This window comes from Pseudomonas sp. H1_F01 (assembly GCF_054681425.1).
The window spans coordinates 3,474,272-3,486,975 of sequence record NZ_CP162823.1 but is presented as its reverse complement, the minus strand read 5'-3'; the positions used below and the strand labels follow the sequence as shown (position 1 = coordinate 3,486,975).

13 protein-coding genes are annotated in these 12,704 nt (G+C 59.9%); 4 read left to right on the top strand and 9 right to left on the bottom strand.

The genetic code is table 11. The features are described from left to right. Positions 1-3 precede the first annotated feature (3 nt). The 9 genes from AB4O09_RS15955 to AB4O09_RS15915 all read right to left on the bottom strand — a co-directional run bounded on the left by AB4O09_RS15955 (position 4) and on the right by AB4O09_RS15915 (position 8,519). On the bottom strand, positions 4-477 hold the full coding sequence (locus tag AB4O09_RS15955) for a (2Fe-2S)-binding protein (protein ID WP_003201837.1): 474 nt from the start codon (positions 475-477) through the stop codon (positions 4-6). 225 nt (positions 478-702) lie between these two features. Then, positions 703-2,022, bottom strand: a complete 1,320-nt coding sequence (locus tag AB4O09_RS15950) for an OprD family porin (protein ID WP_003201839.1) — start codon at positions 2,020-2,022, stop codon at positions 703-705. Between the two features lie 178 nt (positions 2,023-2,200). Next, the gene (locus AB4O09_RS15945) at positions 2,201-3,031 is read right to left on the bottom strand and encodes a phosphodiesterase (protein ID WP_003201841.1); all 831 of its coding nucleotides are present in this window, start codon (positions 3,029-3,031) and stop codon (positions 2,201-2,203) included. Between the two features lie 25 nt (positions 3,032-3,056). Beyond that, on the bottom strand, positions 3,057-4,088 hold the full coding sequence (locus AB4O09_RS15940) for an ABC transporter ATP-binding protein (protein WP_460107191.1): 1,032 nt from the start codon (positions 4,086-4,088) through the stop codon (positions 3,057-3,059). Then, positions 4,085-4,879, bottom strand: coding sequence for an ABC transporter permease (locus tag AB4O09_RS15935; protein WP_014338364.1), 795 nt, complete (start codon positions 4,877-4,879; stop codon positions 4,085-4,087). The genes AB4O09_RS15940 and AB4O09_RS15935 overlap by 4 nt, the downstream gene beginning before the upstream one ends. Then, the gene (locus AB4O09_RS15930) at positions 4,876-5,730 is read right to left on the bottom strand and encodes an ABC transporter permease (protein WP_460108421.1); all 855 of its coding nucleotides are present in this window, start codon (positions 5,728-5,730) and stop codon (positions 4,876-4,878) included. Before AB4O09_RS15930 ends, AB4O09_RS15935 begins: the two co-directional genes overlap by 4 nt. 15 nt (positions 5,731-5,745) lie before the next feature. Next, complete coding sequence (locus AB4O09_RS15925) at positions 5,746-6,750, bottom strand: ABC transporter substrate-binding protein (protein WP_460107188.1); 1,005 nt, start codon at positions 6,748-6,750, stop codon at positions 5,746-5,748. Further along, positions 6,734-7,753, bottom strand: a complete 1,020-nt coding sequence (locus tag AB4O09_RS15920; protein WP_028236876.1) for a LacI family DNA-binding transcriptional regulator — start codon at positions 7,751-7,753, stop codon at positions 6,734-6,736. Before AB4O09_RS15920 ends, AB4O09_RS15925 begins: the two co-directional genes overlap by 17 nt. A 208-nt stretch (positions 7,754-7,961) precedes the next feature. Continuing rightward, on the bottom strand, positions 7,962-8,519 hold the full coding sequence (locus tag AB4O09_RS15915; RefSeq protein ID WP_003201855.1) for a helix-turn-helix domain-containing protein: 558 nt from the start codon (positions 8,517-8,519) through the stop codon (positions 7,962-7,964). A gap of 300 nt (positions 8,520-8,819) precedes the next feature. Between AB4O09_RS15915 and AB4O09_RS15910 the strand changes: the two genes are divergently transcribed. From AB4O09_RS15910 to AB4O09_RS15895, 4 genes are read left to right on the top strand one after another with little or no spacing between them, the layout of a single operon-like run. Next, complete coding sequence (locus AB4O09_RS15910; protein WP_013693359.1) at positions 8,820-9,530, top strand: iron-containing redox enzyme family protein; 711 nt, start codon at positions 8,820-8,822, stop codon at positions 9,528-9,530. Positions 9,531-9,557: 27 nt separating this feature from the next. Continuing rightward, entirely contained in the window at positions 9,558-10,679 is a 1,122-nt protein-coding gene (locus AB4O09_RS15905; RefSeq protein ID WP_060613872.1) for a pyridoxal phosphate-dependent aminotransferase, read from the top strand. Between the two features lies 1 nt (position 10,680). Beyond that, positions 10,681-11,850 carry an NAD(P)/FAD-dependent oxidoreductase gene (locus tag AB4O09_RS15900; protein ID WP_003201859.1) on the top strand — a complete coding sequence of 390 codons (1,170 nt, stop codon included), beginning with the start codon at positions 10,681-10,683 and terminating at the stop codon, positions 11,848-11,850. Beyond that, on the top strand, positions 11,841-12,698 hold the full coding sequence (locus tag AB4O09_RS15895; protein WP_003201861.1) for a TauD/TfdA dioxygenase family protein: 858 nt from the start codon (positions 11,841-11,843) through the stop codon (positions 12,696-12,698). Before AB4O09_RS15900 ends, AB4O09_RS15895 begins: the two co-directional genes overlap by 10 nt. Positions 12,699-12,704: the final 6 nt, after the last annotated feature.

Below are 12,704 nucleotides of genomic sequence, written 5' to 3'. Positions count from 1 at the left end.
CGATCAGGCAAGGGCTTTGGCAGCATCAGCCACCGCGGCGCGGATACGGGCGTAGGTGCCACAGCGGCAGATATTGCCGGCCATGGCCGAGTCGATCTCGGCGGCCGTGGGCTGCTTGCCCTTGGGCTGGGCCTTGAGGAAAGCGGTCGCGCTCATGATCTGGCCGCTCTGGCAGTAGCCACATTGCGCCACGTCATGCTTGACCCACGCTTCGTGCACGGCGCTGCCGACCGGGTCGCTGCCGTTGGTTGCCGCTTCGATGGTGGTGATCTTCTTGCCTTCGGCGGCGGCAATGGGCGTCACGCAGGAACGAATGGCCTGGCCATCCAGGTGTACGGTGCAGGCGCCACACAACGCCGCGCCGCAGCCGAACTTGGTGCCGGTCATGCCCAGCGTGTCGCGCAAGGTCCAAAGAATCGGGGTGCTTGGGTCTACGTCGACCGTGTATTCACGGCCATTGATGTTGAGGGCGCTCATAGGGGTACCAGCTCCGGATGGTTTGGCTCTGGTCAACTATAGAAAGCAATGCCGGGGGGCGATTGCACAATCCGGGCGGATAATTGCCTGATCGTGCGAATCGAAAAGGTGCTGAGTGTTGCCACAGCACAGGTGAGATCCCAACAGACAACACCCAACAGACAACCAAGCCAGGAGAGCGTCACGTGTGAGTTCCACTCCCTGGCCCCGAACAATACTGACCGCTTACAGCAATGGAATGCTATAGCTCACGATCAGGCGATTCTGATCCTGGTCACGAGCAATATCGCTGCGGGACATGCCGTTGCGCCAGCCGAAACCGACGTTCTTCAACGCGCCGCTCTGAATTACATAGTCCAGGGAGATATCACGCTCCCACTCACTGGCGTCCTGGCCGCTGGCCGTCTGGATGTTGTCGCCCTTGAGGTACATCACCGAGGCCTTCAAACCCGGCACGCCAAGCCCTGCGAAGTCATAGGCATACTGGGCGAATGCCGTGCGCTCGCCGGCCTGGATGAATGTCTGGATGGTACGGTCGGTGTAGAGGTAGAGACTCGCGCCGCCTTCGCCTTTACCCACCAGGCCGCCCTGGTTCAGTTGTGTAAAGTTGCTGTCTTCGGACACGCTTTGATAACCGGCGGTAATGGCATGGCCGCCCAACGAGTAAATGAACGCCGCACTCCAGGTATCGTTGTCGATTTCACCGCTGCCGTCCTTGGTATAGCCGCCGACTTTGTAACCACTGGCGCGACCGGCTGCGCTGCCGTTCTTGCCATCGGACGTGGTCTTGAAATAACGCAGGTCGGTTTTCAACGAGCCGTATTCACCCAACGGTAATACATGCAGCAAACCGGCGAAGTGCTGCTGGTAATAATCTTCCAGATTGGCGTAGTAATACTGGGCGGTCAGGTCCTTGGTCAGTTTGTAATCGCCACCGGCAAAGGTGAATTTGTTGCTTTCCTGGCTGCCGCCCGCCACGGCCAGGCCGGCGCTGTCACTGGAAGCACGGCCGGTGGCGTGTTCCAGTTGTCCGGCAGTGAAGGTCAGGTTGTCGATTTCATTGCTGGTGACTTGGCCACCCTCGAAGGTTTGCGGGAGCAGGCGGCCATCGTTGGAAACCAGGATCGGCAGCTTCGGCTGCAAAGTGCCGTAACGCAGTTCGGTCTTGGAAACACGCATCTTCGCGGTTGCACCGAGACGCGACCATTGGTCCGCCGCCTTGTCACCATCGTTTGGGAACATCGAGCCGCCAACATGACGACCCGCGCCGCTGTCGAGCTTCAGGCCTAGCAACCCGATCGCGTCCAGGCCAAACCCCACGGTACCGTCGGTAAACCCGGATTGATAATTGAGCATGAAGGCCTGGCCCCATTCTTCGGTCTTCGAAGGTGCGGCGGCGCCATCACGGTTATCGTTGTTGAAGTAGAAGTTGCGCAAGTTCAAGTTGGCTTTGCTGTCGCTGATAAAATCAGCCGACGCCAATGGACTCAGGACCAGACTCACACCGCCAGTTAAAACACTCAGTACTTGCAATAGGGCTTTCATCAGGACGAACTCCACCGCGGAATCACTGTTCCGGGCATGTTGGAAAGGCAGCAGTAAGCTCTCGGCCGATCACCTGATTGGCCGATGCGTTAAATGACTCGTTAGAAAATCTTCAATGCATAGAGTGGGGTAGGGGATAAATCTCCAAAGCGTGCCATCAGTGAAAGTCCCTGAGTTATCAGTCGATCAATCCATGAGCGTCATAAAAGGGGTACGGCCCGGGATACTCGCCAAACACGCCGTTATGGGTCACCAACCCCTGTCCATGCCAGTGGTGCAGCAGGTAGCCGGGTGGTTCCAGGTTGAAATGCGCGGGAGCGGTTGGCTGTAGATCCAGGACAATTTGATGGGAGGTGCCGGGACACACGCAGCTCAGGCTGCCACCAAAGCGTCGCTGCATCGGCCGATGCAAATGCCCGCACAGCAGGCGCTCTACCTGCGGATGACGGGCGATGACCTGCTCCAGCGCCGAGGCGTTGACGAACGGTTCGCGGTCCATGTGGCCGATGCCGCTGATAAACGGCGGGTGGTGCAGGACCAGCAGCGTTGGCACGTCGGGGCGACCGGCCAACTGTTCATCGAGCCAGCTCAACTGGCTATCCAGCAACCGGCCGCCATGGCCGCCGGGAATGGTGCTGTCCAGGCCGATCAGGCGCAGCGGATGTTCGTCAACCACCCAATCCAACGGGGCTCCGGCCACGCTTGGCAAATAGTCATGATCGGCAAATGCCGCCCGCAAATGTTCGCGGTTGTCATGGTTACCGGGAACCAGGTAGCAAGGCATGTGCAGGCGCGCCAGTTCGGGGTGCAGCACGGCATATTCATCAGGGCGACCGAAGTCCACCAGGTCGCCACTGATCACCACGATGTCGGGACGCGGCACCCGGGCATTCAAATGGTCAACGGCATGACGCAACGCGGCGAGGGTATCGACGACGCCATAGGTCAGTTTTTCTCCGGCCTTGAGATGCAGGTCGCTGATCTGCGCAATGAGAAACGGATGATTCAAAATAAGCCCTCTGAAAACACGAATATCACGATGACAAGGTGAACAGCACCTGCGGCTCGACGGCCAAGGAAACCAGGGCGCCAGGGGTGTGTATGACGCTGTCGGTGCTGTCCACCAGCAATGGCTGGGCGGCGCCGACGTCCACCAACAGGCGGCTTTGGGCTCCCTGGAAAAACTGGCCCACCAGTCGCCCGCGCAGATGCCCCTCGTTGTCCATCACCCGCAAATGCTCGGGGCGACAATAGACGGTGGCGGGCAGCCCGGCACCACGCCATGGCAACTCTCCGCCATGGACTTTCAAGCTCAGGGAGGTGTGCTCGAGCACCGCGAAAGCGTTGAGGTTGCCGACAAAACTGGCGACGAAAGCGCTGGCCGGTTGCTGATAGATTTCCCGTGGGCTGGCCAATTGCGCAACGCGGCCGCGCTCCATGACCAGGATCCGATCGCCCAGCGCCATGGCTTCGTCCTGGTCGTGGGTGACGAACACGGCGGTAATGCCCAGATGGCGTAGTAACTGATCCAGTTCGCTGCGCAGGCGCTCACGCAACTGCGCGTCCAGTGCCGCCAAGGGTTCATCGAGCAGCAATACCCGGGGCTTGGGCGCCAGGGCACGGGCGAGCGCGACCCGCTGGCGCTGACCGCCGGACAACTCGTGGATGCTGCGCTTGCCATGATCCTGAAGGCCCACCAGTTCCAGCAGCTCCGAGCAACGCTTGTTCCGTTCGGCAGGCGCCATGCCGCGAATCTTCAAGCCATAGACGATGTTGCCGGCCACATCCAGGTTGGGAAACAACGCATAGTTCTGGAACACCATGCCCACGTCGCGCCGCTCGATGGGCAGGCGGGTAACGTCGGTGTCGCCAAAAAATACCTGCCCCACATCCGGGCGTTCGAGCCCGGCGATCAGCCGCAGGGTGGTGGTTTTACCGCAACCGGACGGACCGAGGATCGCCAAGGTTTCGCCGGCCTCTATGGTCAGGTCCAGGTCATGGACGGCAACGGTGCCGTCCGAGAACGCCTTGCGGCAACCCGCCAGGCGAATGGTGGTTCCGGTCATCGTTTGTCTCCACGGGAAAGGCGCGCGCTGATGGCCTGCAACGCAATCAGCAGCGGCACGATCATCAGCAGGAATATGAGGGTGTAGGCGCTGGCGACTTCCAGCCTGGCCGAGGCATAGCTGTCCGCCAGGCCTACCGGCAATGTCTTGGTCATCGGCGTGTGGAGCATCCAGGTCAGGTTGAACTCGCCCAGCGACAGCGTGACAACCATGAGTACCCCGGCGAGAATCCCTGCCCGACAATTAGGCACTACCACACTGAAGAATCGTCGCAACGGCCCGGCGCCAAGGCTGGCTGCGGCTTCTTCCAGGACGGGCAAGTGCTGGCGTTGCATCACCGCCATCACCGGACGCACGAGGAACGGCAGGGTGAACAGCACATGGCCGACGAGAATGAACAGCCAGCTGCTGCGAAATCCGCCGAATTGGCCATAGGTGAGCAGCAACGCCAGGGCGCTGGCCAGGCCTGGCATCGCCACCGGTAGCACCATCAACTCCTCGAACGCGCGGCTGAAGCGGTTGTTCATCCGTACCAGCGCGTAAGCCGCCGGAACACCCACCACGCAAACACTTATTGCGCAGGCCACTGCCAGTTGGAGGGAGAGCCACACCGTCGGCGAATAGGCCTGCCAGACTTGCACCAGCCAATCGAACGTCAGGCCGCTGGACACGCCCTGGAAATAATTGCGTGTCAGCCCGGCCAGCAGTGACATCAGCACCGGCACCAACATGAACGCGCAGACCAGCAGGGTGAACAGCAACTGCCCGATGAACAGCGTTGAGCGTCTCACAAGACTGTCCTCGAATTTTTCGCCAGGCGCCTGGCCAATAGCAGCACTGCCCAGGTCAGCGCCCCCAATACCACCGACAGCGCAGCCGCCACGGCGAAATTGGCATAATTGGTGAACACGTTGTAGATCGCCACCGGGGTCACGTTCAGGCGGGTGCCCAAGGTGAAGGCCGTACCGAACGCGCCCATGGAAGTGGCAAAGCAGATCGCTCCGCACGAGACCAGCGCCGGCGCCAGGCCTGGGACGATGACATCGCAGATCACTCGCCAGTGGCCGGCGCCCAATGAATGCGCGGCTTCTTCCAGGCTGCGATCCAGGCTTTCGCAAGCGGCCATCACCGTGAGGATCACCCGCGGAATCGAGAAGTACAGGTAACCGATGCAAAGGCCCATCAGCGAGTAGGCGAAGATCCAGCGTTCACCCGCCAGCTCGAGGCCAAGGCTGGCGAACAAGCCTTGGCGCCCAGCTAGCAAAATCACCAGGAAACCGACGACCACACCGGGGAATGCCAGCGGGAAGGTCAACAAGGCGACCAACAGCGAACGACCGAAGAAGCGCTGGCGACTAAGGAAAACCCCACTGATGCCACCCACCAACAGCGCCGCGAGGGTCGTCGCCAGAGCCAACAGGCAAGTCTGTGCCAGACTGTCCAGGTATTGCGCACTGCCCAGTACCTGCCAATAACCGTTTTCGCCGCCGTTGCGACGTTGCCCGCCCAGCACGATCAGGTGCGCCAGCGGCAACAGCCAGAACGCAAACAGCACCGCTGCCGCAGGCGCCAGGGCCCAGGCCGCGGTCAGCCGCAGACGCGGCACCGTGGCCTGGCCCGACGAGACTCCCCGGGCTTTTATTACCGAGGCGGTCACTTACTTGACCTCTTTCAGGTAACGCGCGGAAAAGGCTTCCTGCGCCGCCGCCATCTGCTCGTAGTTGACCACACCGGCCCGGGCGTAATCGCTGTCCGGCAGGAACTGTGCGGCGACGTCGGCTGGCATCTTCATCGCCCGCACCGGCCGCAGGTAGGCCTTGGCCCAGAGCGCCTGGCCTTGCTCGGACAGGACGAAATCCAGGACCTTCTCGGCGTTGGCTCGATGGGGCGCGTTGCCGACGATGCTCATCACGTAAGGCACGCTGATGCTGCCTTCCTTGGGAATCACGAAAGCGACGTTGGCCTTGTCCTTGTAGCGCGCCCGGTAGGCGTTGAAATCGTAATCGACCAGGATCGGCAATTCACCGGACAACACCCGCGCATAAGCGGTCTGCTTGGGCACGATGGGTGAGTTTTTCGCCAGTTTCTGGAAGTAATCGATGGCAGGCGTAAAGTCATTGAGGCTGCCGCCCATGGCCTGGTTGATCGCTACCGCAGAAACGTAGCCGACGAACGCACTGGACGGATCAAGGTAGCCGACCATGCCTTTGTACTCAGGCTTGAGCAGATCGCCCCAGCTTTGCGGCACGGGCAAACCGCCCAGTGCATCGACGTTAACCATGATGCCCAAGGTGCCGGAGTGAATGGCAAACCAGTGTCCTTGCGGGTCCTTCAAACCGTCCGGGATCTGCTCCCAACCCTTGGGCTTATAGGTGCCGACCACCCCGGCTTTTTGCGCCTGCAAACCGAAGGTCACGCCGTAATACACCACATCCGCCACTGGCGCGACCTGTTCGGCCACCAGTTGTGCCAATGCCTGCCCGGAGTTCTTGTTGTCCAGCGGGACCTGCACGCCGGTGGTATCGGCAATGGCCTTGAGCTGCGTGCCCCAGTCGGCCCATTCCGGTGGGCAGTTGTAACAAATCGCCGTTTCGGCAGCCTGGGCCAGGCTGGCAACGCCGCAAAGCAGCAACGTCGCCAGGGTTTTACTGAAGCGGATCATCAAGCGTCTCCTCGTAGGGTTGAGTACTTTCGCCCGGCCGGATATGGCAGGGCAGGCAATGGGAAACCGGTGCGGCGCCGCCGATCTGCGCCAGCAGTTGGTCGATCACGGTGCAGGCCAGGGCTTCGATGGGCTGGACGACGCTGCACAGCGTCGGGTGCATCTGAGTGCCGAGGGCGATGCCATCAAAGCCAATGACTGAAAGCTGCTGGGGGACGTGCCAGCCGTTGCGACGCAGTTGTGCAATCAGGCTGATTGCCAACAGATCGTTGGAGCAAACCAGCGCACTGAGGGCTTGCGGGCCTTGCAGCAGCGGCTCGATGGCGGCGAAGTCGGCTTGGGTATGGGCCGGCATTTCAATCACCGGCAGGCAGTCGAGACCGGCCTCACGCATGGCGTCGCAATAACCGGCGTAACGCAGGCGAGCACGGTCCGATTGCAGTGCCGGGCCGGCCACCATGCCAATGCGCCAATGCCCGGCTTCGAGCAGATAACGCGTGGCGAGGGCCATGCCGGCACGGTTGTCCACCGACACGGCGCTGTAGTCCGGATTGCCCGGCTGGTGATAGGCCAGCACAAAAGGCGTGTCCTCGTTGTCCAGGCTTTGCAGCACGCGGTTGCTCTCGGCGTCGGTCACCGTGAGGACCAGGCCGTCGACGCGCTGGCGCAACAACTCCTCGACCACCACGCTTTCGCGCTCGCTGCTGTAGTCGGTCGTTGCCAGGAGCAGGTTGTAGCCGCGCAAGCGCGCAGCGCGCTCCATGGCCTGGAATTGTTCGGCGAACACTGGATTGAGCAGGTTAGGGACCACCACACCGATCAGCTTGGTCACCTGCAGGCGCAGTTGGCGGCCCAGACGATTGGGCCGAAAACCCAGTTGGCGCGCAGCGGCGAACACTTGCTCGCGGGTCGCCGGACGCACCACTTCAGGGGAGGCAAAGGTGCGGGCCGCGGTTGCCCGCGAAACCCCAGCCAAACGTGCCACTTCTTTCAAATCAGTCATTGTCACTCGCTTGAGATCGATCTCATTGGCGAGGACAGTACCCAGCCGCCATGGCATTTCAGCGACGGAGTGATGACGATTTGATGTCAGTTTGCGATAGCAGCCTCTGACGGTTATGCAGGTCGCGCACGCCGCATCTGGTCGCAGGTCGGCGAATGGACGCGCTGGCACCAACCATTGGTGCAGGTGGGCGCCGAAGGGGCGATGGTTACTTGCGAATCAAGGCTATGACGTATTCGCACACTTGCGATGTGGCGTTTTCGAACGTGCAGGCTTCTTCCGGCAGCCCCAGTTGCAAACAGTCGCCTTGCTCCAGGACATAGGTGGTAGTGCCCTTGGTAAACGTCAGCGTGCCTTGCGTGGTCCACACCTGCTGATGAAGGAACGCATAGGCCGTGGCGGGGTAGCTGATACGCACGCCCGGAGGCAGTTGCACGCTGATGAGTTCCAACGGCCAGCCCTCCCGCGGGGAGACTTGCTGGCGCGAATAGCCGGTTTCCGGGTCTACCCAGCGCGGTTGCTCTGCCGCCCTTGAAAGAAGTCCCGAGCGCCCCTCGGCTCGATGCAACAGTGTGGAGAGGGGCAAGCCGAACGCCCCCGACAACCGACCCAGGATGGTCGAAGTCGGGCTGACCTGCGCGTTTTCAATTTTGCTGATCATTGCCTTTGATACGCCAGATAGCTGGGCGAGCTCGCCGATGGACCATTCCCGAGCGGTTCGCTCGGCTTTGATGGTGAGGGCGATGTCGATGGGTTGATTGTTCACTATAGAAGACTTCCAGATCGGGGTGATTTAATTTGAGCTTAGCGCCCGACATGCATCTTGTTGGTGCAAAAAATAAATAATGCTCTATTTCTGTGCGATAAAATTTCACCGAATCATAATCTATTGATTTTAAATGGAATTAATATCACAAATTTGATGTTTCAAAATAAATCTATTGTTCGTAGCGCCGTCGATTAAAAGTATTAATTTGTTTGCGGGAATCGCTTGTTTACTATCTGAAACGAGCAGCGACATTCCGTCGCGGCCATCCAAGCTACCTTATCGTATTTGGGGGGATCTATGCCGGCTCAGCAAATGGAACAAGGCTGTCTGACGGGTGAGCAAATCATCCATTCGATTAAAGGAATGATCACGGCTTCGGGGATCAACACCAATGCGTTCTATAAAACCTTTCGACAGGCCCCGCTGCCCAAGGCGACGCTGAAGAAAGTGTTCCAGCAGTACTTTTATTACATTCGTACGTTCCCTCAGATCCTGGCGGGCACCTCGCACCGTACCGACAGCGAAGTGATTCGGATGAAGTTGGCGCGCACGGTCGTGTCTGAGCTGGGCGATGGGGTAGGAGAGGCACACTTCATCATGTTTGAGCGTGTACTTGCCGGCGTTGGCATCACGTTGGATGACTGGAAGAAGGTTGAATATATTCCCGAAGCCAGTGAGCTGGTCGACGGCCTGCGTCGAATTTTCCTCGAGGGTTCGACAGAGCATGCCATTGGTGCTCATTACGTTATCGAAGAGTTCGGCTTTCCGATGATCGCCAACCTGTACGAAGGCTTCCGCCTCTACAGCGGGTGGAAACACGAAGACTTCACCTACTTCTATCTGCACATGCTGGTAGAAACCGATCATGTGCAATGGATCAGTGACGCGGTCATGGAGGCGGCCCGGGACACTGACAACGGCAACAATATTCTGGAGGGCGCTGCCGATGTACTGAACTTGTTGACCCGATTCTGGCAAGGACTCAACCGAGTAGCCACTCACGCCTGACCGATCAATACAAGGGGGCGGGAAGTCATGGATGATTTGACATTGATTGGTCGAGTGGCGCCCTTCAGGGATGCCAGTGCATACGCAGCATCCTCAGGAGCGTTGAACCTTTCGCAAGGAATTCCTGAACCCCTGTTTGACAATGCCATGAATGCGGCGCTGGCCCGCCAGGTCCGGGCGGGCTGGCAGTACGCCGACCCTCGCGGCGAAATGATTTTGCGCGAAAGCATTGCAGCTCACAGTGCCGGCTATGCACCCGACAGCGAAGTGCTGGTGACCAGTGGCTGTACCGAGGCCTTGTACCTGGCCCTGTACGCAGCGTCCACGCAGTACGGCAGCCGGGTCGCGTTCTTTGAGCCCTTTTATCCCTATTACCCAGGAATGGCCTCGTTGCTGGGGTTGGAGTTTGTTGCAGTGCCGTTGTCGGCAGGGGAGTCGATCGGCCTCGATTGGGCAGTGCTCGAACAGCAATTGCGCGCTGGTGTTCGCATACTGCTGCTCAATACACCCCATAACCCGACGGGGTGGTGCATGTCCGCTGATGATTGGCAGCACATGGTGGCGCTGGCAAAAAACCATGACTTCATGGTGATTGTCGACGAAGCCTATCGTCACTATCAGTACGACACTGACACATCGGCGCGGTACCCCCGGCAGCAGATTCCCATGATGGTGGCAGGCAGCGCATCAAAGTTGTTGTCCATGACGGGCGTCCGGATCGGCTGGTTGTGCGCGCAGGCAACCTTCATGGAGCGAGCCTATGCCCATCACCTCTACCTGAGCTATTGCCAACCCACCCCCATACAGGCAGCCGTTGCTGTTTTGCTCGATGAGTTGACCGCCGGGCGCCTGGATAGCCTGCGCGAGCACTACAAGCACAAACGTGATCGCCTGGCAGGTGCGCTGACGGCTGCCGGGCTGGATATCCGGTTACCGGCGGGCGGCCATTACATCATGGCCGACTATTCACGGCGGGCGCCTTCATTGTCCCCCGTTGAATTCAGTCAACACCTGGCCGTTCGTTGCGGGGTCATGCCATTGCCTGCGACGCCCTTCTACCAGGGGCCGTGCCCCACCTATGTCAGGTTTTCTTTCTCGGTAGCCAAACCCATTGTTGATCAAGCCTGTGCCCGCCTGGAGGATTTTTGAAATGGAGCAGCATGTGTTCGACGTCATTGTCGTAGGCGGCGGTCCCGCAGGGCTTAGCGAGTGTATCCGGCTGATTGATCTGGGCCTGAAAGTCGCTGTTATCAGCGATGTATTCGGGGGGTGCATGGGCATGATGGGGGATCATCCATTGCAGTCCTACTGCAATGAACTGGAGATCGAAGGCGCGCCCTATCCCTTGCATCGGTTCATGCGCAAGTTGTGCGTCAGCCCCACCGGTGAGGAATACGCAGCCTACATCCGTAGTAACTTCGAAGCCTTGCCCTTGACCAGGATCCAGCAACGGGTGGTCACCGTCAGCAAGGCCCAGGGGCTGTTCGAGGTGAGCCTGGCCCCGGGTTCCCAGCATCGGTCCTTGCGTGCACAGCAGATTATCCTGGCAACCGGGATTCGCCCGAAGGCGCCGCCCTTCGAAATGCCCAGTGCCCATTGGTTGAAGTGCTTTGACGTCTATCAAATGGTTGCGCGGGGCGAGGCCCACCGTTTCCTGCAGCAGGATGTGGTCATCTTCGGCAGCGGTAACAGTGCGTTTCAGATCGCACTGCTCCTGGCCCCGTTCGCCCGCAATGTGTCGATTCTGATCAAATCCTATCTGGGGCTGTATCCCCAAGAGACCGATGATCGCTTTGCCCTCAGGTCCCTTAGCCAGCGCACGCTGGAAATGATTGCCAAGACTTCGTCCAGTTCCTTTCAAGGGCCGCTCAACAGCGCCAGCAGCACAGGCCGGGCCAATATCTGGCTGCATGCCTACAGCAGCATTCGCCAGGATGGCGACAAGGTCGTCCTGGACCTTCCGTCGTCACTCAACGGCAATCCGCTGCTCCAGGCTTCCTGTCGCAAGGCTCAAGAGGCGGGCCGGTTGGTCGCCGCCCAGGCATCCGACGGGCATGAGTTGCACTTGGATGTGTCGGCCAAGGAGCAATGCCTTGTTTCGGCCATCGGCGTCACCGCACAACTCCCCGCCACCGACTGGCCGCAACTGCTCAACCAGCAAACCGGCTTTACCTGCCACCAGGATGGGAAAAGCCCTGTCGCCGGCCTGTATTTCGCGGGTGCTGCCTCAGGTTATGCGTCGATCAATACGATGGTGCCGGCAGCTGCAGAAATGAGTGCCGCAATATCGCTGCAAGAAGGACTGCGGTCATGGGCGTGAGGATGTTCCAGCCGCTGCGCCTGGACCTCGGCGACGTGCTCGGGCAGTCGGCAGCGGAGCTCAGGCAGGCCATCGCGCAGGCCAAGGTGCTGGTCATCGCCAACCAGGACGTCAGCGTCGCCCCTTATGTGCAGTTGATGCGCAGGCTGGGCTCGCCTGTCCATCATGTGTTGGCCAAGTACTGCCTCGAGGATTATCGGGAAGTGCTGACCGTGACCAATCTCCATCGGGACGGCCAGGCCTTGGGCGTGCATGAAGGAGGAGGGTATTGGCACACCGACATGTCGTACAAATCGGCGAACACGGTGTTCACCTCACTGCTGTCGGTACGTGTACCAGACCAGCACGGCGAGACCCAATTCATCGATTGTGTCGCGGGCCTGCATCAGGTTCGCCAGTGGCTGGAAAGCCCAGGTTGCCCGTCGTACCTGAAGGGGCTCGACCTGGAAAACCTGCGGATTCACCACCGTTTCGGCAATCGAGACGCGCTGCGCAATGCCGACGCCGCGGTGCAACAGCTCAATTCCCAGGAGGCTGGCGCACTGGAAAACACCGTGGTCCACCCCCTGGTGTACAAGCACCCACTCGCTTGCACGGCGTCGCTGTATGCACCGGCTGCCACGGCCATGCAAATAGAAGGGGTCACGCCTGCACTGTCCCATCGCATTCTCGACAGTCTGGTCGACTTCCTTGTCCAGCACGCACCGCGCTATCGGCATGCCTACCGCCCAGGCGACATCGTCATCTGGGACAACCTTTCAACGCTGCATAAAGGTCCGCCCATACCCAAAAGTGAAGGGGGCGCCGATGCGCGCCTTCTCTATCGCATGAACGTCGACTTCCAGTGAGGCACT

Bases quoted from the DNA above. Each gene is read 5' to 3' on its own strand.
- AB4O09_RS15955 (WP_003201837.1), bottom strand. From the start codon at position 477: ATGAGCGCCCTCAACATCAATGGCCGTGAATACACGGTCGACGTAGAC.
- AB4O09_RS15950 (WP_003201839.1), bottom strand. From the start codon at position 2,022: ATGAAAGCCCTATTGCAAGTACTGAGTGTTTTAACTGGCGGTGTGAGT.
- AB4O09_RS15940 (WP_460107191.1), bottom strand. From the start codon at position 4,088: ATGACCGGAACCACCATTCGCCTGGCGGGTTGCCGCAAGGCGTTCTCG.
- AB4O09_RS15925 (WP_460107188.1), bottom strand. From the start codon at position 6,750: ATGATCCGCTTCAGTAAAACCCTGGCGACGTTGCTGCTTTGCGGCGTT.
- AB4O09_RS15920 (WP_028236876.1), bottom strand. From the start codon at position 7,753: ATGACTGATTTGAAAGAAGTGGCACGTTTGGCTGGGGTTTCGCGGGCA.
- AB4O09_RS15910 (WP_013693359.1), top strand. From the start codon at position 8,820: ATGCCGGCTCAGCAAATGGAACAAGGCTGTCTGACGGGTGAGCAAATC.
- AB4O09_RS15905 (WP_060613872.1), top strand. From the start codon at position 9,558: ATGGATGATTTGACATTGATTGGTCGAGTGGCGCCCTTCAGGGATGCC.
- AB4O09_RS15900 (WP_003201859.1), top strand. From the start codon at position 10,681: ATGGAGCAGCATGTGTTCGACGTCATTGTCGTAGGCGGCGGTCCCGCA.
- AB4O09_RS15895 (WP_003201861.1), top strand. From the start codon at position 11,841: ATGGGCGTGAGGATGTTCCAGCCGCTGCGCCTGGACCTCGGCGACGTG.